The 24,503-nt window shown below is 65.2% G+C and carries 26 protein-coding genes and 1 pseudogene; 11 read left to right on the forward strand and 16 right to left on the reverse strand.

All coding sequences use genetic code 11. The annotated features are described in order from the left end of the window. Positions 1 to 4: 4 nt before the first annotated feature. Genes ACFC4D_RS16535 through ACFC4D_RS16550 form a run of 4 tightly spaced genes read right to left on the reverse strand, consistent with a single transcriptional unit; the run spans position 5 to position 4,950 of the window. Positions 5 to 1,000 carry a phytoene/squalene synthase family protein gene (locus ACFC4D_RS16535; protein WP_376064095.1) on the reverse strand — a complete coding sequence of 332 codons (996 nt, stop codon included), beginning with the start codon at positions 998 to 1,000 and terminating at the stop codon, positions 5 to 7. Beyond that, positions 1,000 to 2,523 (reverse strand): phytoene desaturase family protein, encoded by a 1,524-nt coding sequence (gene crtI, locus ACFC4D_RS16540; protein WP_376064098.1) that lies wholly within the window; start codon positions 2,521 to 2,523, stop codon positions 1,000 to 1,002. The genes ACFC4D_RS16535 and crtI overlap by 1 nt, the downstream gene beginning before the upstream one ends. A gap of 13 nt (positions 2,524 to 2,536) precedes the next feature. Further along, positions 2,537 to 3,643 (reverse strand): polyprenyl synthetase family protein, encoded by a 1,107-nt coding sequence (locus ACFC4D_RS16545; protein WP_376064100.1) that lies wholly within the window; start codon positions 3,641 to 3,643, stop codon positions 2,537 to 2,539. Continuing rightward, positions 3,640 to 4,950, reverse strand: coding sequence for a glycosyltransferase (locus ACFC4D_RS16550; protein WP_376064101.1), 1,311 nt, complete (start codon positions 4,948 to 4,950; stop codon positions 3,640 to 3,642). Before ACFC4D_RS16550 ends, ACFC4D_RS16545 begins: the two co-directional genes overlap by 4 nt. 401 nt (positions 4,951 to 5,351) lie before the next feature. Here ACFC4D_RS16550 and ACFC4D_RS16555 point away from each other — a divergent pair, with 401 nt between their 5' ends. Then, on the forward strand, positions 5,352 to 5,558 hold the full coding sequence (locus ACFC4D_RS16555) for a CsbD family protein (protein ID WP_376064104.1): 207 nt from the start codon (positions 5,352 to 5,354) through the stop codon (positions 5,556 to 5,558). A 685-nt stretch (positions 5,559 to 6,243) separates the two neighbouring features. Here ACFC4D_RS16555 and ACFC4D_RS16560 read toward each other — a convergent pair. The 3 genes and pseudogenes from ACFC4D_RS16560 to ACFC4D_RS16570 all read right to left on the reverse strand — a co-directional run. Beyond that, positions 6,244 to 6,417 (reverse strand): annotated as a pseudogene (locus ACFC4D_RS16560) (cold-shock protein); the annotation flags it as partial. A gap of 468 nt (positions 6,418 to 6,885) precedes the next feature. Further along, positions 6,886 to 7,308: an Hsp20/alpha crystallin family protein gene (locus ACFC4D_RS16565; RefSeq protein WP_376064106.1), complete on the reverse strand. Its 423-nt coding sequence runs from the start codon at positions 7,306 to 7,308 to the stop codon at positions 6,886 to 6,888. A 148-nt stretch (positions 7,309 to 7,456) separates the two neighbouring features. Continuing rightward, on the reverse strand, positions 7,457 to 8,155 hold the full coding sequence (locus ACFC4D_RS16570) for a pyridoxamine 5'-phosphate oxidase family protein (RefSeq protein WP_376064109.1): 699 nt from the start codon (positions 8,153 to 8,155) through the stop codon (positions 7,457 to 7,459). Positions 8,156 to 8,291: 136 nt separating this feature from the next. On the opposite strand from ACFC4D_RS16570, the gene ACFC4D_RS16575 reads away from it, so the two are divergent. The 8 genes from ACFC4D_RS16575 (at position 8,292) to ACFC4D_RS16610 (ending at position 16,190) form a co-directional block, all read left to right on the forward strand. Continuing rightward, positions 8,292 to 9,155 carry a LysR family transcriptional regulator gene (locus tag ACFC4D_RS16575; protein WP_376064110.1) on the forward strand — a complete coding sequence of 288 codons (864 nt, stop codon included), beginning with the start codon at positions 8,292 to 8,294 and terminating at the stop codon, positions 9,153 to 9,155. A 75-nt stretch (positions 9,156 to 9,230) separates the two neighbouring features. Then, positions 9,231 to 9,668 (forward strand): DoxX family protein, encoded by a 438-nt coding sequence (locus ACFC4D_RS16580; protein WP_376064113.1) that lies wholly within the window; start codon positions 9,231 to 9,233, stop codon positions 9,666 to 9,668. A 462-nt stretch (positions 9,669 to 10,130) separates the two neighbouring features. Further along, positions 10,131 to 11,768, forward strand: a complete 1,638-nt coding sequence (locus ACFC4D_RS16585) for a flavin-containing monooxygenase (protein WP_376064116.1) — start codon at positions 10,131 to 10,133, stop codon at positions 11,766 to 11,768. A 43-nt stretch (positions 11,769 to 11,811) separates the two neighbouring features. Next, positions 11,812 to 12,720 carry an SDR family NAD(P)-dependent oxidoreductase gene (locus ACFC4D_RS16590; RefSeq protein WP_376064117.1) on the forward strand — a complete coding sequence of 303 codons (909 nt, stop codon included), beginning with the start codon at positions 11,812 to 11,814 and terminating at the stop codon, positions 12,718 to 12,720. A 25-nt stretch (positions 12,721 to 12,745) separates the two neighbouring features. Next, a complete protein-coding gene (locus ACFC4D_RS16595; RefSeq protein ID WP_376064120.1) occupies positions 12,746 to 13,537 on the forward strand; it encodes a hypothetical protein in 792 nt (263 codons plus the stop codon). 65 nt (positions 13,538 to 13,602) lie between these two features. Next, on the forward strand, positions 13,603 to 14,283 hold the full coding sequence (locus tag ACFC4D_RS16600) for a hypothetical protein (RefSeq protein ID WP_376064123.1): 681 nt from the start codon (positions 13,603 to 13,605) through the stop codon (positions 14,281 to 14,283). A 248-nt stretch (positions 14,284 to 14,531) separates the two neighbouring features. Further along, complete coding sequence (locus ACFC4D_RS16605; protein WP_376064126.1) at positions 14,532 to 15,290, forward strand: hypothetical protein; 759 nt, start codon at positions 14,532 to 14,534, stop codon at positions 15,288 to 15,290. Between the two features lie 435 nt (positions 15,291 to 15,725). Continuing rightward, complete coding sequence (locus ACFC4D_RS16610) at positions 15,726 to 16,190, forward strand: hypothetical protein (protein ID WP_376064128.1); 465 nt, start codon at positions 15,726 to 15,728, stop codon at positions 16,188 to 16,190. Between the two features lie 245 nt (positions 16,191 to 16,435). On the opposite strand, the gene ACFC4D_RS16615 is transcribed toward ACFC4D_RS16610, so the two are convergent. The 7 genes from ACFC4D_RS16615 to ACFC4D_RS16645 all read right to left on the reverse strand — a co-directional run bounded on the left by ACFC4D_RS16615 (position 16,436) and on the right by ACFC4D_RS16645 (position 21,450). Beyond that, positions 16,436 to 16,945, reverse strand: a complete 510-nt coding sequence (locus ACFC4D_RS16615; protein WP_376064130.1) for a DUF1990 family protein — start codon at positions 16,943 to 16,945, stop codon at positions 16,436 to 16,438. A gap of 41 nt (positions 16,946 to 16,986) precedes the next feature. Continuing rightward, positions 16,987 to 17,328 (reverse strand): hypothetical protein, encoded by a 342-nt coding sequence (locus ACFC4D_RS16620; protein ID WP_376064132.1) that lies wholly within the window; start codon positions 17,326 to 17,328, stop codon positions 16,987 to 16,989. A 121-nt stretch (positions 17,329 to 17,449) separates the two neighbouring features. After that, positions 17,450 to 18,001 carry a hypothetical protein gene (locus tag ACFC4D_RS16625; RefSeq protein ID WP_376064134.1) on the reverse strand — a complete coding sequence of 184 codons (552 nt, stop codon included), beginning with the start codon at positions 17,999 to 18,001 and terminating at the stop codon, positions 17,450 to 17,452. A gap of 143 nt (positions 18,002 to 18,144) precedes the next feature. After that, positions 18,145 to 18,558, reverse strand: a complete 414-nt coding sequence (gene arr, locus ACFC4D_RS16630; protein ID WP_376064135.1) for an NAD(+)--rifampin ADP-ribosyltransferase — start codon at positions 18,556 to 18,558, stop codon at positions 18,145 to 18,147. A 133-nt stretch (positions 18,559 to 18,691) separates the two neighbouring features. Further along, positions 18,692 to 19,696, reverse strand: coding sequence for a decaprenyl-phosphate phosphoribosyltransferase (locus ACFC4D_RS16635; protein ID WP_376064138.1), 1,005 nt, complete (start codon positions 19,694 to 19,696; stop codon positions 18,692 to 18,694). Between the two features lie 63 nt (positions 19,697 to 19,759). Next, positions 19,760 to 20,125, reverse strand: coding sequence for a hypothetical protein (locus tag ACFC4D_RS16640; RefSeq protein ID WP_376064141.1), 366 nt, complete (start codon positions 20,123 to 20,125; stop codon positions 19,760 to 19,762). A gap of 221 nt (positions 20,126 to 20,346) precedes the next feature. Further along, positions 20,347 to 21,450 carry a hypothetical protein gene (locus ACFC4D_RS16645; RefSeq protein WP_376064142.1) on the reverse strand — a complete coding sequence of 368 codons (1,104 nt, stop codon included), beginning with the start codon at positions 21,448 to 21,450 and terminating at the stop codon, positions 20,347 to 20,349. A 148-nt stretch (positions 21,451 to 21,598) separates the two neighbouring features. On the opposite strand from ACFC4D_RS16645, the gene ACFC4D_RS16650 reads away from it, so the two are divergent. Further along, positions 21,599 to 22,162, forward strand: coding sequence for a hypothetical protein (locus ACFC4D_RS16650; RefSeq protein ID WP_376064144.1), 564 nt, complete (start codon positions 21,599 to 21,601; stop codon positions 22,160 to 22,162). 117 nt (positions 22,163 to 22,279) lie between these two features. On the opposite strand, the gene ACFC4D_RS16655 is transcribed toward ACFC4D_RS16650, so the two are convergent. After that, complete coding sequence (locus ACFC4D_RS16655; protein ID WP_376064145.1) at positions 22,280 to 22,735, reverse strand: nitroreductase/quinone reductase family protein; 456 nt, start codon at positions 22,733 to 22,735, stop codon at positions 22,280 to 22,282. Positions 22,736 to 22,855: 120 nt separating this feature from the next. Here ACFC4D_RS16655 and ACFC4D_RS16660 point away from each other — a divergent pair, with 120 nt between their 5' ends. Then, the gene (locus ACFC4D_RS16660; RefSeq protein WP_376064147.1) at positions 22,856 to 23,266 is read left to right on the forward strand and encodes a hypothetical protein; all 411 of its coding nucleotides are present in this window, start codon (positions 22,856 to 22,858) and stop codon (positions 23,264 to 23,266) included. 174 nt (positions 23,267 to 23,440) lie between these two features. On the opposite strand, the gene ACFC4D_RS16665 is transcribed toward ACFC4D_RS16660, so the two are convergent. Beyond that, positions 23,441 to 24,481: a hypothetical protein gene (locus ACFC4D_RS16665; RefSeq protein ID WP_376064150.1), complete on the reverse strand. Its 1,041-nt coding sequence runs from the start codon at positions 24,479 to 24,481 to the stop codon at positions 23,441 to 23,443. Between the last annotated feature and the right edge of the window lie 22 nt (positions 24,482 to 24,503).

A 24,503-nucleotide genomic window follows, 5' to 3' on the forward strand; every position in this document is an offset into this window, starting at 1 on the left:
GTCCTCACCGGTGGTCGCGAGGTTCGGAATTCTCGAACGCCGTTGCCGCCTGAGCTTGCGATGGTGGCGTACGGGCGGGATCGCCTCGACGCGCACGCCAGGCGCGCACGAGACCTGTTGTCCCGACCCGGATTCTGCGCGCGTTGCCGACCGTGGCCCGGCGGCCGAACACCTCGAAGTCACTGTCCCGGATGCGATCCAGGATCTCCCCGTACAGCATCGCCGCCGTGTCGACACAGGGCCGCGAGCGTGGCGCGAGCAGCTCCGACCCGCGCCGCGCGTACGCGTAGACACCCCTGGTGATCTCGACCTGTTCGGCCAGCGCCCGCCGCACCTTGGCATCGACCCGGCCACGAGAGCGGCACCAGCGCAACAGGTCCCGATCCACCCCGTGGGCGGCCAATTCATCGGCGGGCAGGTAGACCCGATCGCGGGCGAGATCCTCGTCGACATCGCGCAGGAAGTTGGTGAGCTGGAACGCTTTTCCGAGCGCGGCGGCATACGGCGCGGCCGCGGTCACCCCGTCGGTGGTGCCCAGGACCGGCAGCAGTTGCAGTCCGATCACCTCCGCCGACCCGTAGACGTAGCGGTCCAGAGCGGCGCGGTCCGGGTAGTCGGTGATCGTCAGGTCCATCCGCATGGAGTCCAGGAACGCGTCGAACAGGTGCCCGGGAATGCGGTAACTACTCGCGGTGTGCAGAACCGCGGCCAGTACCGGATCACCGGCTGCGTCCGCAGCGGCGAATTGCCCTGCGAGGGTATGTAATCGGGCCGAGCGTTCGGCCGCGGTGCGGCCCGGCTCGAACTCGTCGAGGATATCGTCGGCGCGACGGGCGAAGCCGTAGAGCGCGTGCACCGCGGGCCGCTGGTCGGGGGCCAGCAACCGGGTCGCGAGGAAGAAGGTCTTGCCGTGGGCGGCATTGAGCTCACGACAGGTCCGATAGGAGCGGCGCAGGTGCGGATCGGTGATGCCCGCGGCATCGAGTTCGGCGCGCGTCATCACGACACCCGAACCACGGGTGAACCGGCGCCGACAGCGCTGGTTTTCCGCTGCCGATGCCCGGTGACACGGTCCGCGGCCAGCCGCCCGGAGATCAGCACCGGTGGAATGCCGACCCCGGGCACGGTCGACCCGCCCGCGAGCACCACATTGTCGAGGCCCCGAATCATGTTGGCGGGCCGGAACGGACCGGTCTGGGCGAAGGTGTGCGCCAGCGCGAACGGACTGCCCGCCGCCATATCCTGGCGGGCCCAGTCGGCGGGAGTGACCACCCGCAGCACTTCGGCCTCGCGAAGTTCGACTCCGAGCCTGCCGCGCGCCAACTCCAGGACTTCGCCAGCGTAGTCGGCTCCCACTCGGTCCCAATCGATCTGTCCCCGTGCGAGATTGGGTACCGGCGCCAGGACGTAGAGCAGATCGCGGCCCGCCGGGGCCAGGCCCGGATCGCTCGCGGTGGGGCGGGTCACCAGCAGTGACGGATCGGTCATGACCTTGCCCTCGTCGATGATCTCGCGGAACGCCGCATGCCAGGCGTGCCCGAACAGCAAGCTGTGGTGCGGAATTCGCGTCTCCTGCGCGCACGCCACATGCAGCACGACCGCCGAGGGGGCGGGACGCACGGCGACCGGACGCCGGGACCGGTGTGCGAGCAGCTCATAGGTCCGATGCAGTTCGGTCGTCAATACCACCGCGTCACAGGCGATCCGCTCGCCCTGATCGGTGTGCACTGCGACCACTCGCCCGCCCGTGCGCTCGAGTTCGGTGACGGTGGATCCATAGCGCAGGCGCACACCCGCGGTCTCGGCCGCCGCCGCGAGCGCATCGGGCACCGCCCGCATACCGCCGCGCGGGAAGCTGACCCCGGACATCGTGTCCATGTGGGCGATCACCGCGTAGGCCGCCAGCGCCTGCTCCGGCGCGACTCCGGCGTAGAGCGACTGAAAGGTGAACACGCGCCGCAACATCGGGTCGGTGATGAACTCACCGACCTTGCGATCCCAGCGGCGGAACCCGCCCAGCGCGGTGAGGCCCGCGAGTGCCGGTATCGACATCGACAGCGGGGAATCGAAGTTCGCCGCGACGAATCGATCGAATTCGGTCTCGTACAACCGGCTCAGCCAATGCCGCAACCGGCGATAGCCCTCGGCCTGCCCGGCACCGGCGAAGTCGGTGACCGCCCGCACCATGCGGTCCTCATCGCTGTGCACCTCGAGGGTGCGGCCGTCGGCGAATCTCGCGTGGTAGGCGGGGTCGACGGGCAGGAGCTCGAGTCGATCGGCCATCCGCTCCCCGACCGCGGCGAAGACCTCCTCGAGTACCGCGGGCATCGTCAGTACCGTCGGGCCGGTGTCGATGCGGTAGCCGTTCACGTCCAACCGGCCCATCCGCCCGCCCGGCACGGCGTCGCGTTCGACCACCGTCACCGAACGGCCCCGCCCCGCCAGATGAATCGCGGTGGACAGACCCGCCAGACCGGCGCCCACCACCACGACATGGTCGCTGTGTCCCTTGACCGTGCGCATGGATGTCCTCTCCTCACAACTGCCGTGCGGTGCACAGCAGCGCCATCTGTTCCAGCGCCGCGCGCCGATCCCCGCCGAATGCGCGGTCCGGTATCGCACGCAGGGCATCGTCGACCCGCTCGGCGATCATGTCCTCGATGCGTTCGGGCGCACCCGATGCCGCGATCAACCTCCGGCAGCGATCGAGCGCGGCGGGGTCGAGTTCGGGGCGGTGCAGCAGATCCGACAACTCGCGGCGGGTGGCCGGCATCGCCATGTCCAGCGCGGTGACCACCACGCTGGTGGCCTTGTGCTGTCCGAGGTCGCTGTCCTGCGGTTTGCCGGTTATCGAATCCGCGCCGAAGATGCCGAGTAGATCGTCTCGCAGCTGGAACGCCTCGCCTATCCGAGTTCCGTACTGCCCGAGGGCTTTGAGCGTCCGCTCGCTCGCACCGGCCAGTGCCGCGCCCAATTCCAGGGGCCGCCGCACGGTGTAGTTGCCCGACTTCGCGCGGGCGATCTCGAGCACCGTGTCCAAGTTCGGACTCTCGCGGATATCGTTGCCCAGATCGGCGAACTGACCCACCGCGAGTTCGATGCGCATCGCGTCATATCGTGGCCACAATCGAGCCAGTGCGGCCTCGCCCAGGCCGCTCTCCCGCAGCATCTGCTCGGCCCACACCAGGCACATATCGCCGAGCAGCGTCGCCGCGGACATTCCGAATCCCTTTGGCGCGCTGTCGCGTCCGCCATGTCGCTCGGATAGTCGGACGTGGGCGGCGGCCGATCCCCGGCGCAGTACGGCATCGTCCATGACATCGTCTTGGAGCAATGCGAACGCGTGCAGCAATTCCAAGCTCGCCGCGGCACGCAGCGCGGCGGCATCGGGCTCACCGACGCACAACCAGCCCAGATACATGAATGTCGAACGCACGCATTTGCCGCCGACCGCGTACTGCGCCAGCACCTCATCCACACCGGCCGGGCGCAGCTCGTCCACGCGCACCCGGCGCAGGAAGATCGTGAGCTCCTCGAGCACACGGGACCGGGTATCGGTATGCCAATTGTGAAAGCCTGTCGCGAGATCCGGTACCGCCGGACTCAGTGCGGCTCGGGCGGAATCGAAGGACACCGTGCTCATCGGGACAACTCGTTTCGCGACGCCGGAACAGCGGTCCGGGCTGGCTTGGGCTCGAGGTCGGCCAGAACATCCGAAATCACCTCGAAGGGAGCGGTTTTCGCTATCTCCTGCGCCAATCCGGCTGCTGCGGAACGGTAATCGGCGGTGCCGAGCACCCGATCGAGCGCGGCCGCTATCGCGCCGGGTCCCGGACGCGCCGTGCCGAGATCGATTCCGGCACCGGTGTACGCGACCCGTGCCGCGACCTCGGGTTTGTCCGCGCTCTCACCGGCGACGATCAGTGGCACCCCGTGACGAAGCGCCTGCTGCACGCCGCCGTAGCCGCCGTTGGTGATCATCACGTCCACTCGGGGCAGCAGGTTGCCGTAGGGGATGAAATCGCTGATGTAGGCATTGGCCGGGATCGCGCCGAGCGGAGTTCGCGACCCACCGGTACACGCCACGACGGCAATGTCGTCGCGTCCGCTCAAGGCCGTCAGGGTGGGATGGATCAACTGATCGAAATCGGCGTTGTTCCAGGTCCCCTGCGTCACGTGCACGACGGTCTTGGTGGCGGGCAGGTCACTCCACCAACGCGGCGACTGTGCCCGCGCCGGGCCGCGATCCGGGAGCGGCCCGGTGAACACCACCGAGCCCGGCAGATCGCCGCGCGGGTATTCGAAACCGGGAATCGTGAACTGCAGCAGTCGATCCGCGAGCCGGGGCCAGTCGAGCAGATAGTGCGGTGCGGGCCCCAGACCGAGGCGGGCGAGGATCTGGTCGAGCCGTCGCTGGTCGCCCCGGAACAGCACGTGTTCGACGAACCGGTTCAGTCTCGTGTAGTCCCGGCCCGGGCGCGGCCGCCAGCCCATACCGAACGGCGCGGTGTCGGCACTGGAGAGCATGAGCGGGACAACGCCGCAGGCCAGCACCGCCGGGCGCGGCTTCTCGGCGAGCAAGAGCGGGATGACGCCGGTGAACATGACATCGGCCAGGACCGCGTCGTACTCCGCGCGATTCAATTCGGCGGTCAGCGCACGGAACTGGCCGGCGATCGGGGCGAGGAAGCCCTCGCGCAGCTCCGTGCGGCCGATCCGCCAGCGGCGCAGCAGTCCCGGCAGGTGCCGATGCGGGACGCCGGTCGGCGTCACCATCGTGTGGGCGTCGAGCGTGACGAACGGAATCCCTTGTGCCGCAGCGGTTTCACGAAATCTCGTGCCGGTGAGCAGGCGCACCTGATGGCCACGGCGACGCAGATCCGCCGCCAGTGTCAGCATGGGCGCGACATGGCCTGGGATCGGACTCGCCGCCACGAGATATCGAGCCACGTCGTGATCCCTTCGCCGGTCCATCAGCGTTGTCCCCCGGTGCTCCGCCCATCTCCGTCGACGGGCCGCACCGCTACTTGCGATCGTGGACGATGCTACCCCAAACGATGCAAAAACGATGCACTGAATTGCTCCGTCTCACCGTGGATTCTTTGCCAGGGCTCTACCGAGCGTCGCAGCACCGCTGCCAGAGGGCATCAAAACCCATTGCAGCACAGACAATTACGTGGGACAACGCGTCGAACGACAGGTCGGATGCGAGGAGGGGCCTGCGGCAGGACAATGATGCGAGTTCGATGCATTCAGCCCGTAGATACGACCGAAATTAGCTGAATGGTAACTGTACGGTTGTCCTGCGCGCTCGACCGTCGAGCGCGCGATCGATCGATTCGGAGGATGCCGTGTCTCTGAGTGACAAGATCAGCAACAAGGCCGAAGACCTGGGTGGTAAGGCCAAGGAAGCCGCCGGAAATCTGACCGGCGACGATTCGCTGCGCGCGGAAGGCAAAGCCGACCAGGTCGAGTCCGGACTGAAGAGTGCGGTGGAGAACGTCAAGGACGCCGTCGAGGACACCGTCGACAAGGTCAAGAACGCCTTCAAGAAGTAGTCGATCGCGCACGCGAATTCGTGTGGGCGCCGGACCATCCGGTCGGGCGCCCACCGATTCCCGACGGGGCAATCGCCGAACGTTTTCGCCCCTGCCCGTTTGCCAGAGCCCGCGCGGAGATAAAGCCTTCGGCGTACTGGCCGCCACACCGCTCACCCCGACGGACGTCCGCGTCAGCACCGCTGTCGACCATCTTCTGCTCACCGTTCATTGGCACCAGCCCCAGCGGCACCCGGGGCAGAGGCGCCTCGACGATGTCGCCGTCTCCTCCGACACGGTTCAGTCGAGGGGGCAGCCGGATTCTCGGATGCGCCGGAGGAGACGGGACGTATCAGTGATTCTCGACGCGTGCTGAACGCGTACGGGCGGGACCGGTCCGGTGCCGGTGCGGGTTTCGCGCGCGGGGATGGCGCGGGTCCGGGGACCGCTGGCCAGCCGGGGCCGCGCGCATTGCCGGCTGCATGATGGTGTCCCACCAGGGGCGGAGCGGACTGGGGTCGGGCCAGTGCACGACCGCGAGGTCAGGGTCGGGGGAGGTGGTCGGAGTCGTGGTGCTCATGGTTTCATCCGATCGGGGGCCGTGGGATCACGCCGCGCGGCGCCCGGCGCGGCATCGAGGCCAATGTGCCTGGGCGCGTGGAAGATCCCGGGGTGAGGGGGCGGCGCTGGTACGCAGATAGGGCACGACACGGGTGGCTTCGGGGCCGCGCGGGGTGTCCACGGCGGTGAAGATGACCGGCTGCCCGGCGGTGAGCGTCGCATAGCCCGGGACCTCGATCACCCCGTAGTCCACGAACACCGCGGGTCCGGTATCCGGGGTAAGGAATCCGAAGCCCTTCTCGGCGTTGAACCAGGCCACGTGCGCGTGCTGCCAGCGCGGCAGCTCGTTGTCGCGGGCGTGTGGATCCGAATCGGCAAGTGGGACAGGCGGAGTCGTGGTGTTGGGCAGACGGGGTGATCCGGGCGTGATCGATACGGTCGAGATCGTGGTCATCTCGATTCCTCCTCTCGCACATCGGAGAACGAGGGGTGGGTCCGGCCGGAACCGGCCGACCGGACCCACCCCGGGGCGAATAGATCGACATGGTGCTGGGTAATACCCGCGAGGGCGGGAGCAGCGCCGAACATGGTGCGCCACAACGGTGGCCGTGCGCACGAATCGAAGGGGCCTTCACTGCGTGCGCGCCGCGGGCTTCACCATCGGCGACGTCCGGCCCTCGGGGGCGTGTGTGGAACGTCAGGGACAGGCATCACCTCACTTTCACACTCCGTGGGCGTGGTGATGTTCATGACCGGGACCTGCCGGGGCAGCGAACCGGCCCGCCGGTCAGGCGTTGATGACCTGGGGTTCGCGCTCGGAACGGGAGATCTCGATCTTGCGGGGCTTGGCCTTCTCCGCCACCGGGATCGCCAAGCGCAGCACGCCGTCGCGGTAATCCGCGCGAATTCTCTCGGTGTCCAGGCTTTCGCCCAGCACCAGCTGGCGGCTGAAGACGCCGCGTGGTCGTTCCGCGGCCAACATGGGCCGACCGGGGTCCAGTTCAGGGCGCGCGGCCCGCACGGTCACCACATTGCGTTCCACATCCAGATCCAGGGACTCGGGATCGATGCCCGGCAGGTCGAATTCGACCAGGAACTGGTCGTCCTCACGCCAGGCGTCCATCGGCATCGCCGCGGGTCGGGCCGCGGTGCCGAACACCTGCTGCGTCAGACGATCCAGGTCACGGAAGGGATCAGTGCGCATCAGCATGGTCGCCACCTCTAACTCACTCCATTCTCGGTAGTCGCTTCACCAGATAACCTCTGTCATCTGGCATAGATATTATTTAGCACTCTCCATAGGCGAGTGCAAGACTTCGAGCTAGGTAATCTGTGGGCAAGGAGTCACCCCGAGGTCCTCAGCGCTGACCGCGCAGTCGCGCTATCTCGTCCTCGAGTTCCTGGTTGCGCCGACGCAGCTGCTCGATCTCGTCCAGGAGTGGCGCACGCGCCAGATGCAGGGATTCGGCCATGCGTTCGCTGCCGTATTTGACCGGGATGTTCTTGATGCAGTTGCGATCCAGGGCTTCGACATGGATACGGAATCCACGATCGCAGCGGGTGCGGATCATCCCGTGCTCGGTGGTCAGCATGCGGTCGATGAACTCGGGATCCGCTGCGCGCTCGATGATCTCGGCCCGGCCGAAGACCTTGACCCGGGTGCGGGTCGGGTAGTCGATGAAGAACAGGGCGATCCGGTTGTCCCGGTCGAGGTTTCCCAGGGTGACGAACTGCTGATTGCCGGAATAGTCGCCCAATTCGATCGTCGAGGGATCCGGGACATGGACGAAACCCGGTGGGCCGCCGCGATGTTGGATGTAGGGCCAGCCGGACGGAGCGACCGTGGCGAGGAAGAAGGAATCGGTGGAGCGGATCAACTGAGCGGTGGGCCCGTCCAGCTCTTGCGGTTCGCCGATGTCCCGGCCCTCGGCCATGTGGCGTCCGTACCAGTTGATGCTGCCGCTCGCGCGCTGGCGATTCGCGCTGGCGTCGGAGAAGGCGATGGCCCCGTACCGGGTGGTGTCATCGATCCGAGGGTCGCCGGGGACCAGCGGCATGACGAACTCCGTTCCTCTCGATGAGCGGTGGTCGGGTCGGTGGCCGCGCGGTGAACACGAACCCGTCCCACCCCACGCTACGAGCGGATGAAACCGAAGCAAAATACCCGCTCAGCATGCGGTATACGCTGAGCGTATGGACCTGCAGGTGCGGCATCTCGAAGCGTTCGTCGCCTTGTGCGAGGAAGGGACCTTCACCCGGGCCGCCGAGCGCGTGCACATCTCCCAGCCTTCGCTGACCCGCACCGTTCAGGAACTCGAACGCCTCCTCGACTGCGACCTGCTCGATCGTTCAACCCGCACACTGCGGCTGACCAGCAACGGCGAATTGTTTCTGAGCCGAAGCCGAACCCTCCTGACCGACCTGAACGAGCTGCAATCGGAGATGCGGGCCATGACCCGCGTGCGGGTCGGGTTCGCCTGGTTGCTGCCCACCGACTGGTTCACCGCCACCCGCGCCCGCTTTGAACGACTCGGCGGCCAACTCACCCTGCACCGCAGCGATAACCCCACCGCCGACCTGCACAACGGGGCCGTCGATGTCGCGGTCGTACGCACCACCGACGGGTCTCCCGAATCGCTCACCTGGCGGCCGATCGGCACCGAGGAACGAGTCCTGGCCGTGTCCGCCCACTCCGAACTCGCACATACCCCGGGACTGACCTGGGCGGATCTGGCTCACCAGCCCTTGGTGGTCAACACCGAATCGGGCACGACCACCCCCGAATGCTGGCCGAACCCCGACCCCGCCCGCGAGATCGTCACCTGCCGGAACTTCGACGAATGGATCGAACTCGTCGCCGCCGACCGCGGCATCGGCGCGGTCCCCGCACTGGCCGCACAGCGGGCCCCACACCTGCGGGTCGCATATCGGGAACTGCCCGACATCCCCGCGTCCACGCTCTATCTCGGCTGGCGGCGCACACCGCAGCCCTCCCGATCGACCCGGCACTTCCTCGATGCCGCACTCGCGGGAAAAATTCTTCGACCGCAGCGATGAGTTTTCCCGGCAGCCCCCGTCCTTGCTTGTGAACGCGCCACCGACCCGGCGCGACCGACCCGCAAGGAACCAGAAATGACTGCCATCACCGCCCACACCGCCACCGAGACCACCGCCACCGTCCGCCCCGGCAAGATCCGCAACCGCGTGCTGTGGACCCTGCAGATCGTGCTCGGCCTGTTCTTCATCATCGCCTCCGGCGGCCCCAAGCTCCTCATCCCGCGGACTCTGATGGAAAACAACACCACCGCCTTCTCGATTCCGTTGGCGCTGTTGATCTTTATCGGTCTCGCCGAGGTCGCCGGTGGCATCGGCCTGATGGTGCCCCGCCTGACCGCGGCCGCCGCGATTGGCCTGGCGATCGTCACCTTCCTCGCCGCCGGCTTCAACGCATTCCTGGCCGGTACCCCGGAACTGGCTCCGTTCCCGCTGGTACTCACCGCGATCTTCGCCTGGATCGCCTACGAGCGCCGGGCCTCGCTCACCACCCTGCGCGCGCTGATCAACCGATGACCTGCGCCTAGACGCGGCTACCGGCGGCTACCAGCCGCCGGTAGCCGCGTTGGGCGTGACGGGGGCGGTCCGGTCGGGGTTGGCCGGGCTGTCCCCACGGAGTCGCGGGGCGGGCTACACCGGGTCGGGCGCCCGCCCCGCGTCCTCCGAATCATGTGCTGGCGGTTGTCTTTTCACCCGAGATGCGTTGTGCGCCAGCCGGAAGAGCCGTCGACGAACTGCGGCACAGAAGCGTTTCCCCCTTCACCGAGTCGCCAGGCCCAGTGGGAGCCGTCGGATCGACTGTCGAATAGTTAAATTATTCAGATTTGTTTGCAAGCTGGATTGCCATAATATCTGAAGTCTGCAACTATCTGAGACAGTGAGGCCGACCTACCGGCCACCACGGCACGCCCGAGGAATCGGCAGCGGAGCACGTCCGATCGCCGACCGTCCGGCGATCATCGAGTGAGGGGTCATTCCTTGAGTGGGAACACTGAAAACTCAACGGCTGCAAGGGTTCAGCCGCAGTTCGAGGTCGTGGTGGTCGGCGCGGGCGTCAGTGGCATCGGCGCGGGCTGCCAACTGCGGCGCGCCGGAATCGACGACTTCGTAATCCTCGATCGCAGAAGCGATTTCGGCGGCACCTGGATCGCGAACACCTATCCCGGCGTCGCCCTGGACGTGCCCTCGACCTCATACGAGTTCACCTTCGCGCCGAACAGCTGGTCCCGAATGTTCGCCACCGGTGCTGAAGTGCGCGAATACTGTCTGCGGGTCGCGCGCGAACACGGGCTCTACGAGCGCTCCCGGTTCGGCGTCTCGGTCGAACGCGAAGTGTGGGACGACGAAACCGCGTTCTGGACACTGTATTTGGATGATGGTTCGACATTGACCGCGCGCTGTGTGCTCAATGCCACCGGATACTTCCTCGAGCCGCGGTCGAATTCGGGCATCCCCGATGTGGAGACCTTCGCCGGGAAGGTGATGCTCTCGGCCGGATGGGACCACGACTACGACTATCGCGGCAAGCGGGTGGCGGTGATCGGCACCGGGGCCAGCTCGATGCAGATCGTGCCGTCGATCGTCTCCGAGGTGGCCCAGCTCGATGTGTACCAGCGCACCGCCACCTGGTGCGGTCCCAAGCCGGACTTCGCCTTCGGCCGCCTGGGCCGCGCGCTGCTGCGCTCACGCCGCTTCCACGCCATGGCCTACATGGCCAATTGGTATCTGTACCAGGCGGTGATCGTCGCGGCCGAACGCCTGCCGACACGTGTCACGCTCGCCGTACTCGAGACGTTCGAGAACGCGCTGCGCGCGGCCTATCGGGCGTACCTGCGAATCCAGGTCAAGGATCCGGACGTCCGCGCGGCCCTGATTCCCCGGCACGGACTGATGGCCAATATGCCGACCTTCGGCCGCGGTTTCCTGCAATCGTTCAACAGGGACAACGCGAATCTGCTCACCACACCGATCGAGCGATTCACCGAGCACGGCATCCGCACCACCGACGGCGTGGACCACGCCTACGACATGATCGTGCTGGCGACCGGCTTCACCGTCGCCTCCGAACCGGAATCGTTCCCCGTCGGCGCGGTCAGTGGACGCGATGGGGTGGACCTGGGGGAGTTCTACCGCGCCCACGGCATGCAGGCCTATGCCGGTGTCGCCATCCCCGGATTGCCGAACCGATGGTCCATCTACGGACCGTACGGCTGGAACGGTGTGACCTTCGTGAGCATGAGCGAGACCGCCGGGCTGCATGTGGCGCGGGTCCTGACCGAAGCACGCAGACAAGGTGCCGACATCGTGGAGGTGACCCGGGCCGCGCACGACGCCTGGCATCAGATGATGATCACCAGCCCGTTCACCCGGGTCGCGCAGGAGTACGTGGTCGAACGCCAGGTCAAGCGACACAATGTGCGCAGCTACTTCTCCAACGCACGCGGCGAGGTCCCGATCGTGCGCCCGTCGCGGGGATTCCGGAACTCACTGTGGAACCACAGCGAACGATTCGATCCTCAGCAGGACTACACCTTCCGCGCTCTGTCCTCGCCGCGCGCGAACGGCCATGGGCAGTCACCGAATTCGATATCGGCCCGAGTGGCCGTGGCGGACTGATTGCCGGACAAGGCAATTGATCGACAACCGATTGGACTCAACGATGAGACTTCCATTTACCGGACCGGTAGCGAATAAGCGCGGCCGGGTGGTGTTGGTGACCGGTGCGGGCAGCGGCATCGGCCGTGCGATCGCACTGCGCCAGGCCGCGGCGGGCGACATCGTCATCGCCACCGATATCGACCTGCCCGCGGCCAAGGAGACGACCACTCTCGCCGAAGGTGACTGTCACGCATACGAACTCGATGTGCGTGACCCCGCGCGGTGGGAGACGCTCACCGACGAGATCATCGCCCGCTTCGGTGTCCCCGACATCCTGGTGAACAACGCGGGCATCGCGGTCGGCGGCGCGTTCATGGATCAGACGCCGCAGGACTGGGACCGTGTCATGTCCATCAACGTCTACGGCGTCATTCACGGCAGCAAGATCGTGGGATCGAAGATGCTGGCGAGTGGACGGCCCGGCCATATCGTCGTGATCGTCTCGGGAGCCGCGTGGACGCCCAACCGCGTCGCGGTCTCGTACTCCACCTCCAAAGCCGCCGCGCTGATGATCACCGAGTCATTGCGAACCGAACTGGGCCCCAAGAACATCGGTGTCAGCGCCATCTGTCCCGGCGCCACCCGGACCCAGCTGGCCACCCACGCGACCCTGGTCACCTCCGACGCGGACACCACCGAATCGGTGCGCGCGGATTTCCAGTCGATCCAGGATCGCTTCGGATTGGCGTCCCCGGATCTGGTGGCGCGCGCGGTGCAATTGGCGATTCGCTTCGACCTGGCCATCGTGCCGGTCAATTTCGATGCGACCGCGGCGTGGGTGCTGCACCGGATCTCACCCGGTCTGCTGCGGCGAATCTGCGCGATTCCCACGATGCGACTTGCCGAAGGCACGGCCCGGAAGGCGGTCCAGTATCTGCCTTCGTCCCCGGCCCGTCGTCAGTCCCGATAGCCCGCCACGGATCAAGGAATCTTCGATGTCTCACACCGCCGTCATCCCGCCGCGCTCGTCGTCCTCGTGGTTCGCCGCTGTGCTCGATCGACTCGCGTCGTGGCTGGCCAAACCCTCTGCCGCACGGCTCGTTTACGCGCTGATCGCCATAACGCTGGTGATCGGCGGCATCGCCGCCGCCCTGATCATCGCCTACGTCTTTCCCGAAAGCTGGGACGTGCAAGGCACTGTCGAGCTGTATCGCAAATATCAGCTCGTGGGCAAGATCGGGATGATCGTCATCGGCACCGCCGCGATCCCGTTTCTGGCCATGGTCGGCGCGACCGCCTCGTACTTCTGGAGCATCGACACCAGTAAGAACCACGTTCTCTCGTGGATCGCGATCGTGAGCGACATCGCTTTCGTCACAGCGATTCTCATGTACGTCAGCTTCGCGGCCGCGCCGATTGTGCTCTACGGGCACATCTCCGATGACCTGCTGCATGTCTTGCATGTGCAGGCCTTCGCGGCGGGCGGGATGCTGGGTCCACTGTGGATTCCCAACATCATCGCCGTCGCGGTCATCGGCCGTCGCGCGGGTGTGTTCCCCACGTGGCTGAGCTGGCTCGCGGTGCTGGGAGTACTCACGCAATTCCCTGCCATCCTCGGCGTCACCACGCTGTACGGACCGTTCAATGCCGCCAACGGCTTCATCTCGTTCTACATTCCGGGAATCGGCCCGGTGACGTGGGCGACCTACATGATCGCCTGGTGCACGGTGCAATGGGCCAAGGACCATGCGGCCGACATGGGCCGAGCCGAGACTGCCGAGCGCTAACTCCGCCGTGCCATCAAATGGTTGGACCGGGCCCCCGCGGCCCGGTCCCGACGACAAGGACTGCCATGGCCAGCCCATTCCGCGACCCCGGCATCACCGACGGCGAGAGATCGCACTACCGGATTCGGCTCACCGAAAGTGCTGCGGGACATCCGATCACCTGCATCGTCGACCACGACGACGACTGCTACATCTCCTCTCTCGAGGTCGGTTCGGACCAGGCGTACAGTGCCAAGGTCGAACAGCGCATCCGCCGATCCAAAGGCTTCATCGAGGCCGAAAGCTACCAGGCCGCCTCCTATTACCGAGGCCGCACGGTCTCGCGAGAAGAAGGCTATTTCCTTGACACACAACACATTCAGTTCGGCGGCAAACTCGCCCCGTTCCCACGCGGTGTCATGCCGCTGCTGGGCGGATTGACCCTGCTGCGCGGGCTCGACTTCCGGCGCGGCGCGAAATCCAAACACGATCTGTGGCTTGCCTTCTCGATCTCCTGGCCACTGGAAGTGAAGGTCGACAAGCGCATGACCATCACCGTGCCCGCCGGCTCGCTGGACGTCTGGCAGGTGAACCTGCGCCCCAGCTTCAGCCACATCAACACATTGCTCGACAAAGTGGTCTCGAGCTTCCTCCCACCATTCACCTGCCACTTCGAAGCAGCCGCAACCCACCGCCTGGTGCAATTCACCTTCCCGAGCGGCCCCCTGCCCTGGCAGCCGCGCGCGATCATCGAACTCATGGCCTGATTCATGCCGCCGGTCAGCTGCAGCCGACCGGGTGTAGCGCTGAATGGTGTGGGGCTGATACCGGCGTCCCGGACGGGCAGGTGCGGTTGCCCGGAACCAGGCACGATGGACGAAAACGGATGGCTGTGGGTGCGTGGCCGGGGAGCGACCGGTGACCGGCACATTCGACGGTGGCATGTTCGATTCGGCCCGCAGTCCCACAGGTTCGGAGTCCGGACTGCGTGTGTGCTTCGATTCGTGGTGTGCGCGTGACACATTACGAACCCATCGGTCCCGAGACGCGAGACCGATGGGATACCAATACGGTAGCCCGGTTCGATGAGGTCGACTCACTGTCGGAATTGCTGAGCGCGGTGGACTCACTGCGCGAAAAGTATGCGCCCGCAAGGCTGCTGTGCACCCTCGACGATGTGAACCAGTGTCTGTACACCAGCATGCACGCATCCCACAGTGGCCTGCTCGACCACGACGAGCCCGAGCACGGCGACGATCGCATCGCCGCCCACCATGCCGACAACGCCCGAATCGCGCACATCGTCGCGCTCCTGGACGCCCCCGACTCGCGGATCGCCTGGGAGACGCTCGCGGGTACGCGCACCGCGTCCCGGACCGATCTCGAGGCGCTCGTCGAAATCAATCGAGCACCGCAGCGCGCCATCGACGATGTGGTGATAGTCCAGCGTGCGCCGGTCCCGCGCGATGATCTCGCCCTCGCCGCCATCCCGAACGGCTATTTCGTCGATGACTGGAACACCTTCCAGAACCACGCCGTCATCCGGCGGATGGCGGCTCACGGGTATCGCCATATCGCGACCGGCGCAGCGCTTCTCGGCTTCGACCGCCCCACCCCGCCGACCGAGTCCCAGGCCGGCGCGGTAGTCCAGGACCTGGCCTTCCTCTATGGTATTCCGAGCTCTGCGGTGTGGCCCGAACTGGCGAAACTGCTCAGCGCACAAAGGATTCTGCTCATCGGCTACGCCGAGGACTTCGCGGACCTGCTCGAGTAGACAACCGGGGGGGACGCCCGCTCCGCAACCTCAGCAGGCTTGTCCGGGCCGAGAAAGCGCGTCATCAAAGGTATGCAGAGCAACTGGATCGCTTAGCCCAGCAGCCGCGGCTGCCCTGAGGATCAACGGCACGAAGTGAATTCGGGCCGCTTCGGTGACCGCTATGATCTGAATCTTGCAGACCAGGATTGCGAACTCGGACTGACTCGGCGCGCCCGAAATGTTTTGTGTGGCAGTCGGTATTGCCCTCATTCAACACCTCGAAATCGGTGGCGTGGTGGTGAGGACCTTCCCGCCCCAGGGTCAGCGTCGCGACACTTTCGGCGTGCAAACCTGTCGGAGGTGACAGGTAGTTTCTCGGCGAGTCGGCATCGCCGACAGCACAATCGAACGCTGAGGACAACGAACATGGGCCTATACATCTACGCACATGAGGTGGCCACGCTGCAGCCGTGGCACGAACGCCTCGACGAATGCAACGTCGACGAAAACGGACACGAATACGTTTCCGCCGACCCTGGCTTCGAGCGCTCGATGAGGGGGCTCTTTGCGGGAGGCTGCTATGAAAGGAGTGGGAAGACCTACGAATTCTTCGCGGGGGGATACAGCGAATACAACGACTTTCGGGAAACCCTCTGCCGTGCAGTCCATGTGGTCGGTCCGCGGACGATCTGGGAAGAACCTGATGCCTGGGCGGACACGCCCTTCTTCGAGCTCATCAACTTCGCGGACAATGAGGGACACATCGGACCGATCTCGGCGGCCGACCTCGCCGAAGACTTCAACACCCACCGCGATCAGATAACTGCACGCCTCAGCGACGACTTCCGTCAGTACTACGAGCACTGGGCAACGGCTTTGCAATTGGCAGCCGGTACCGGCATAGTCACATTGCACTGAGCCGCATACGCCGATCATGCGTCCGCCAATTGGGACGCGTTATGTGCAGAGTGTGTCGAAGCGTCCCGTCCGATCGGACTTCGCCTGACCTTCTGGTCATCGTCGGAGGCGATGACAAACCACCGTCGCAAACCTGGCGCACCAATACGTCACGGCGACAACGACCCTCGGCTGATTCTGAAACGGGGCTCAGCGTCCGCTCACGCCGTCATGTTTTGCGGAAAGCTGCCTGGCATGTCGATCGACTATGCGATGGCGGAGATATAGCGATCGACAAACCAGCGTTGGATGATGCGCACAATCGGGCCGCCGGCGCGGGTGTACCACGCGCCACGCCGGGAGAAGGCGGCAACCATGCCGTAGACCGACTCGTCGGCGGGGTCGAATTCGACGGCGAAGACTTCCTCTCCGATCAGGGGGTGCCGGGGAAGGGTGCCGTAGGCGAAGCCTTGGCGGTTGGCCTCGTTCAGGACGTAGACCACCCGGCAAGGGGCGGTGATGCTCAGCGGACCCCAGCCCAGGCGGATGGTGAGTTGTGTGCCGGGTTGGGCGGTGGCGGTGCTGGCCCGGTCGAAAACCCCGGTGCCGCGCTGCATTTGGAAGGCCAGGACCTGTGCGGCTGCCTCGTTGAATGCAGGTCGCCCGGAACCGATTTTGCGGCGACGGGTGAAATGATCGTAGCCCGAGGGGAACTCACCCCGGGTTGCCCCGACATCGGGGTAGGTGAATGCGACCGCGGCCGGCTGATGGAACATCTCTACATCTTGGCCTGGACTCCAGCCGTCGGCCGATCCGCCTAAAGCCCGTCGATCGCGGCGCCGAGGTCTGCGCCGTAGCTGGCCCAGCACAGGATCGGTTCTCCCGGCCCTGCACGATGGCCCATGAACCAGTCCCCGTGGTGGTTGGCGTGGTCTACCGAACGGGCAAGGCACAGACTGGAAAAGGCGATGATCAGGTCGACCGCCAGGGGCACGCCTTGGCCCGAGCGCGGTCCGTCCAGCAGCACCGGAGTAGCGGGATCCAGCAGTTCCACGCCATCGTCAGCAGCGCGGACCCGGATCTCTTCGAGAGTCCACCCGTCAGGGAGAGTGCCTGTACCTGTCACCGAATGATTCTTTCCCAGCGGCATTTCGGGCACGCGGGCGGCTCCTACGAGGCTATCTCCCCACGCGCTGCGCGCGGGCGACGCGTGGCGTTCGACGCCGCCGCGCACGCGCCTCGGGTAGTCGAAACTGCTGTCGAGGCGCTCGGCAGATTGCTCATACGTGCGTCTGGGTGGCGCGAAGGTAGGCACCGGATTGCTTGGTCCACAACAGGATCAGGGCGGTAAGGCCCACCAGCCAGATCAGCACGGTGAGCGCGATCTCAGGCGGGGTGCAGGCTGTCCCGATCACGGTGATCAGCAGGCTGAGAGTGTTCAGTCCGAACAGGACACTGCAGGTGGGGCGTGCCCAGCTTCGTCCTGCGCGGATCATCCACGCCATCCAGATCCACAACCCGATGGAGACCAGGGAGACCGCGGTGCCGAAAACGTACGCGACGAGGACAACGATGTCGTGCTCGTGATCGGTCAACCGTCCCGCGGCATCGGAATCGGCTGCCACCTGGCGTGCGTGGGGGAGTTGGGTGAAGCTGTACAGCATCTCGATCAGAGTGAGTGATGCACCTGCGAGCATCGAATAGAAGGCGTAGGTAACGGTTTTCGGCGGCGTCGGCTTGCCGGTCGCGTGCACGCCGTGATGTGGCTGGCCCGATCCGAAGGGCTCGTAGTCGTATTGCCCGGGATGGGGCGGATGCTGATCGGGGATCATCGGGGCTCTTTCTCGAACGCCCGGATCGACCCGGGCGAGCTATTGCAACACGAGTGAGCCCCGCGCGCAGCGGCTGGCGGTCACCCGGACAGGACGACCAGACGCGGGCACCTGGTCGTCCTCCAGGCATTTCCAGGTGATCGTCAATTCAGGATCTCGCCACGCCTGACGGTCGAGAGCCGATCTCGCCAGGTCTGCAACTGTTCGGGTGTGAGGCGCGTCCAATCGGTGACCTCGCCGACGATGCGCAGCGGGGCGCTACTGCGGTACGAACGGGTCGGGTTGCCGGGGAACTTCTTGTCGGTCACGTTCGGGTCATTCTCGAACTCCCCGGTCGGCTCCACCGCGTATACCCGCGGAATCGCCTCGCCCTCCGACAGTTCCGCGGCGATCTCCGCGGCAAGACCTGCCCCATCGACGAGAGCGGTGAAATAGATGTGGTTCATCACGATCTCACGGCGGTAGTTGGATGGGCGGCCCGCGGTGAGGAAGTCGCCCACGCGCAAATCCGCGATCGTGCCATGGAAGAACGGTCCATCATCGAGCTTTCCGGACACGTGAATCCTTTCCTCTGCCTGGTGGAACGAGCGATTCTGCCGCATCACCCGGGCCTTGCCGCAAGCCCCGGGCTATGTCCTATCCTGAAGGTAGAGGGCATCGATACCGCCGATGCCCACGGGCCGCGTCGGCTCAGGTGAGGTAGACGGCCACTCCGATCGCCGCGGCGCACGCCAGCACCAACACTTGCAGAATGCGGTCACCCAGCACGATCTCTTCGGGTTCACCGGCCCCTGCCCCGTCGATGTCGACCGCGTACCGCAGGATGGCGATCGTGAAGGGCACCATCGAGATTGCGAACCAGGGATTGTCCTTGTGATCGGCCTCGAATGCCCACAGCCCGTAGAAGATCACCACCGCCGTGCCCGACAGGGTCCACACGAAACGGAGATAGGTGGGCGTGTAGTACCGCAGTGACTTGCGGATCTTGGCGCCGGTGTCGAGGGCGATCTTCATCTCGGCGTAGCGCTTACCCGCGGCCATGAACAACGAGCCGAAGGCCGCGATCAGCAAAAACCATTGCGACAGCGCGATATCGGCCGCCGCGCCGCCGGCGATCGCACGCAGCAGGAACCCGGACGACACGATGCAGATGTCGAGCACCGCCTGATGCTTGAGCGCGAAGCAGTACGCGAGCTGGATGCCGATGTAGACCGCCATCACCACGGCCAGCTGCGCCGACGCCGCGAACGAGAGCAGGATCGAGCTGGTCAACAGCACCACCGACAGCGCATACGCCAGATTCACCGGAACCACACCGGCGGCGATCGGCCGGTACCGCTTGGTCGGATGCGCCCGGTCGGCCTCGACGTCGAGAGAATCGTTGACCAGGTAGATTCCCGAGGCCGCCAGGCAGAACACCACGAACGCGATACCGACGTGCAGATCGCGGGTGAGGTCGGAGATGGCAAAGGTGTCGGTACCCGGAATCGTCCCCGCAGCCAGCGGTGCCGCCAAGACCAGGATGTTCTTCACCCACTGACGCGGCCGCACAGCCTTGATCAGGCCTCCGGCCAGGGTCTTGGGTGGTCCGGCGAGGACGGCCTCGTCGAGTTCGATGGTGGTCGGCTCTTCGCTCATGACAGCATGACTGCTTCCTTTGGAGGCGGACGAATCGTGCAGTGCTGCACTGTGCATCGATGAGACCCCCCGCAACACCGCCTCCGACATACTCCCAAACACCGGGCCCTATGTCTCGGGTCAATCAATCTGGGCATCGAGTCGACCGATGATCATGCGTAGTTCGCGGGCCGCACGCGGCGACAGTGCCGCGATCACGAAGTTGAGGAGGTGGCGGGCCTCCACTGGACTGCCACAACAGAAGTCGTGCACATCGCCGTACTCGTAGTAGAGCCACAGCTCGCGCGCGGGACGGCGAACGTGGGTCTTCCACAGGCGCACGGACTTCGCGACGTCCCCCGCGTGCAGGTAGTTCCGAGTGCGTTCGAGGCGGTCGATCTCAGCGAGCGCTGAGGACGACAGTCCCTCGATGATCGGCTCGGCGCTGTGGGATCGGCGGCGCGGCGCGGCGCGGGCGCGGATCTCGTCCGGGCGCTTACGCGGCATGGGCCTTTCGGCTGGAGTTCATGTCGAGCATGGTGCCATGATGCGGACGGTCTTGCCTGCTGTTTATTGCAGTGCCGCAGCCTCTTTCCCGAGAGTGGTCGCCTCGAGGATCACGAGGGCACTCAGGGGGATTCGGTCGGTCAAATCCGTTGTCGTTCGACAGAATTCGGGATTGGTCGAGACCGCAAGACTCCCGACGGATTTGACAGGCCGTCAGCCAGTCAAGCAGGCGCTATCCCGAGTTCGGTTGCTACATAAGACATGTCGTCCGCACCCGCCCTGTTCGAAAACGCCTCGAATGCGAGCTCATTCGGATGCTCGGCTTCGCCGATAGTGCGCAGCGTCCCGACGATCAGAGCGACCAGCCGAGCCATTGTCGGATTCGTCGTTCCGGTCCTGACCGGCGGTGTGATCCAGCCTTCGAACTCGGCGTTACCTTCGAACCCGTAGGGAGCGCCCCATATCCATCCCAGCTCCCGCATCGGGGTGTGCAGTGCTCTCGCGTCCGCCTGGGTACCGATCGAGGCCACGCCCCGAACGGCGTCGTCATCGGACCTGCTGAGCTGCACGAACAACAATCGTCCGGGGATCGACAGGTTGAGATAGCCGAGCCCCGGCAAGGTGGTCAACACCCACTCGAGACGATCCGCGAACTCATCCCACCCCGAACACCGCGCGGGCAAACCGCGCCCGGTGGGGCGATCCGAAATCGCCGCACCGACCTTCGGCGGACGCCTCGGCCCCAGGTCTCCATAGGCGCTGAGGCGCAAATTCGCTGGCGTAGTGAGCAATCCGTCTCGCAGCACCGCCACAACCGACGCCGCGACCTCGTCCCGGTAGTCGGCGCCGTGTCGCCAGCCGGTCCACCACTCCCGAGCGCGCACCTCGGCAGGCCTGCCGTCGGCCGCGGCTCGGTCATCGTAGGCCTCGACCGGCCTCCACAACGGTTGCTCTAACGGCACCAATTGGCCGGATTCGCTATCGCGTCCCATCGCGAACGATGTCGTCCGCTGCGCCTCGAGCACCGACCGCAACCGAGCAGCCGCAATAGCATCGTCCGGCACCGTAACCCGGACCTCGATGCCTTTGTCCTCCGCCCAGAACAAGACCCGCTGCCCCGTCAGAGTGTCCCGCACCTGAACGCTATCGCCATCCACCGGTGAGACAAGCTGCTCGTGATCGCCCCACTCCGGAAACAACACCCACGAAATATCCGCGAGCACGCCCGCCCAATCACCTTCGACCACAACCACTCCCGTCCTCAACGCCCAACCTACACACCACAAACGCACCAGCCTCCCCGCCCAACCAGTACCCGAACGCACCACGCACCAGCCGAAGCGGTCGACGCGAGCTAGCGGAATATCAAGCAGCGCTGAGGATCTGAACTCAGCGAATGACCGCTACGCTGATCGAGAGCAGCGGGCCTCATTGCCTCTGCGGGAGTTGAGGATTGAGCGGGTCGATTCGCATATGGGGAGATCGAAGTCGTCGGACACGTCGGCCGAGGTCCGTCAGCAGTGGCTGTTCGAGCGCCTGGTGGAGGAGGTGTGGTCGAACGGCCCCACCGAACACTGGTACGAGCTGAACATCACCTACGTCGCCGCGGGTTCGTCGGTGAAGATGAAAACCGAGGCCAGTCTGCAGGATGGCACGACAGTGCTCGACCGACCGCTGGGCTTCACAGATATCCCGCAACAACAACGTACGTTGATGTACGAGCCCGGTCGGGGCACGTGGTTCACCCAGCATCTGACCATCAGCCGCACCGGTGACGCGCTCGCCGAGTACGGATACGACGAGCCCGAATGCTTCCCATTCGGTCGTGCCGACCTCGAGGAGGATCTGCATCTCTACCCACGAGAGATCGTGCCGCAATGGATCATTGACCGCTCAACACGGAATCGGCCCGCGCCCTCAACCGAGGTGAATGGGTTTGTGTCGCTGCCGTCACCGGTGGCACCACGATCGGATGAACAACTGCTCGAGCGCCGGGTCGCCGAGGGGGCGGGAACGAGTCCAACACCAGGGTCGTAGACCTGCTAGGTCTGTAAATGCCAGTCGCACAACGCCAGTGATCCGGCCCGCACCCGACGGGGTCTCGCTCGCCTTGCCGGGCGAACCGAATCGGTCATCGAGCGTGACCGAGCCGCCTCAGGCCGGTTCGCAGATAACCACCGGGATATCCCGCGTAGTGCTGCGCTGATATCCGTCGTACGGGTTGCCAACGCCGCGGGTGATCTCGGGCCAGAGCTCGGCCTTCTCCTGCGGCGAAGCAGTGCGCGCGGTGTACGGCTTGGTTTCACCGCGCACGGTGATCTCGACATCGGGATGGGCAACGAGATTCAGATACCAGGCGGGGTTGTGTGACGCGCCGCCGAGCGAGGCGATCACGACGATCCGCTCCGGAGTGAAAATGGGCGCGCTCAACAATGTGGAGCGCCGCTCACCGCTCTTGCGGCCGATGGTGTGCAGCTCCAGCGTCTGCATCGAGCCGAGCCTGTGCGGCCAGCGGCCTCCGGTCAGCTTCAACAGGGTGCGGTGCCCGTTCTCCAGCACCCACGCGCCGGTTTCCGCAACCCAATCGGGGGTCTTCTGCTTGTCGCCCATGGCCTGTCCCCTCTAGTTGGCCGGCATCTTCTGTCGACATCTTCGCGAGCTTTGTGACTGCATCATGTGTGGCCGCTCCGAGTCAATAACTGGAGCCGCCGCGAGCCGGAACTGCTTTGGGTGCTCGCCGCTCGAGTCGATGGCCCGCATCTGCGATTCTGGTGCGCCGATATCGGGTTGATGGTGGGTGCACCGTGGGTGTGGCTGTCCGCGTTCGGAGCGCTCCGCTATCGCCGGTGGTGGCCGAGTGTCGTTCTGCCGGTGATTGTTTCGAGCACGGTTCTGCTGGTGTCGACAGATACACCCGCCAAACTCGGGTGGGCGACTTCCCGTGCGGCGATGGAGAAGCTGGCTACCGCCTGCGACGCGCACGAAGCTCCCACACACGCCGGGTTCTACGCAATCGACGAGATCAGCTACGGCCTCACACACTGTGCGTTCGACCTGGGTCCAGACCGGCGGTTCATCCGCGCCTATGAAGATGATCCAGGCCTCGAGGTTCCCTATTGCGAAAGCCTGGGCGGTGGGTAGTACTACTGCACCGAGCATCCGAAGCTTCACGGCGGGTTCATTTTCGACTGACAACGCTGTCGATTCCGGTCGAGGCCCGACCGGCCGGTTCCGTTCGAGCCTCGCGCTGGACCTTGGTGCAAGTCCATCCGATCATGCCGAATTGAGTAGGCTCCGGGTCGCCAGGTCGGTTCGTCAACTCCAGACGTCGTACCCGCCACCATTGGGCGGGTTCTGCGAGTATCGCCAGCCGCTGCGAATGAGTCGATCGACTGCCCGATCGAGCATTATCCGGCCCGGGGATCGGTGTTCCCACCACACTGACCAGTGCACGCAGATATCGATGTCGAGCACCGTCGCATAACTGACGTGGTCCATCTCCACGACCGATCTCTGCGCGGACAACGAGAACGGCGGCCAGCACCCGGGACCATCCCAGCCGACCCACGCGCCATCCGATCGCCGCGTCACAGCCAAAGACAGATCTCGACGGCGATTGTCGATATCGTCGACGATGAAGTCCTCACCGTCGGCAGGCGCCAACGATTGCGGTAGCCGCGCCAGAGTGTTGTCCACATACATGATGTCCCACGACGCCCATTCACCTTGCTGCAGCTCATATTGCAGGTCGAAGGCGGTGTCGACCACGGCGAGCATGGCGGCTTCGTCCACCACCTCGGTATCGACGATCACCGCGCCTTCGAACGTCGGATATGCTTGCAGCTCTGCCGGTTTCAGGTACCAATGCCCGCCGCTCGCGGCCGGTTCCGGGCCGGAGCGGTACCACCTTCCGTAGGGCTGGTTCGTCGTCAGCACCCGAATCCCGAGCTCCAAAGGCTCGAAGAGACCGTGGGATAGTTCAGCAATCGCGGCCACTGCCGATCGCGCTGCCTGGCGTTCACAATGGATTACGGAGATTCCGGGTCTCAATTCCCATTCGAGCCCGAACTCCAGTCGGATGTTGTAGCCCGTTTTGTAGATGTCATGGCCGGAGTTCTCGATGGACCGCACAGTGCCACTGTGCCGTCCGCATCTCCGCGGCAGCAACCGGATTCGGGACGAACCTCCCATCGTCCTGAGCCGGTAATGGAACACGCCAATCTGCTGCTGATCGCTCGTCGAAAAGGCTGACTCGGTACCTCGGTTGATCAATAAGGAGGGCAGCCGACGTCCTGGGGCTGCCATATGGTTCGAATAGGACACCAGCCGAGCGATCTTTGCCGCCGTTTCTGACACCTGTTCCAGTTTGAGGAGGTAC

It is taken from the genome of Nocardia sp. NPDC056000, assembly GCF_042269265.1.
Classification (GTDB): Bacteria; Actinomycetota; Actinomycetes; order Mycobacteriales; family Mycobacteriaceae; genus Nocardia.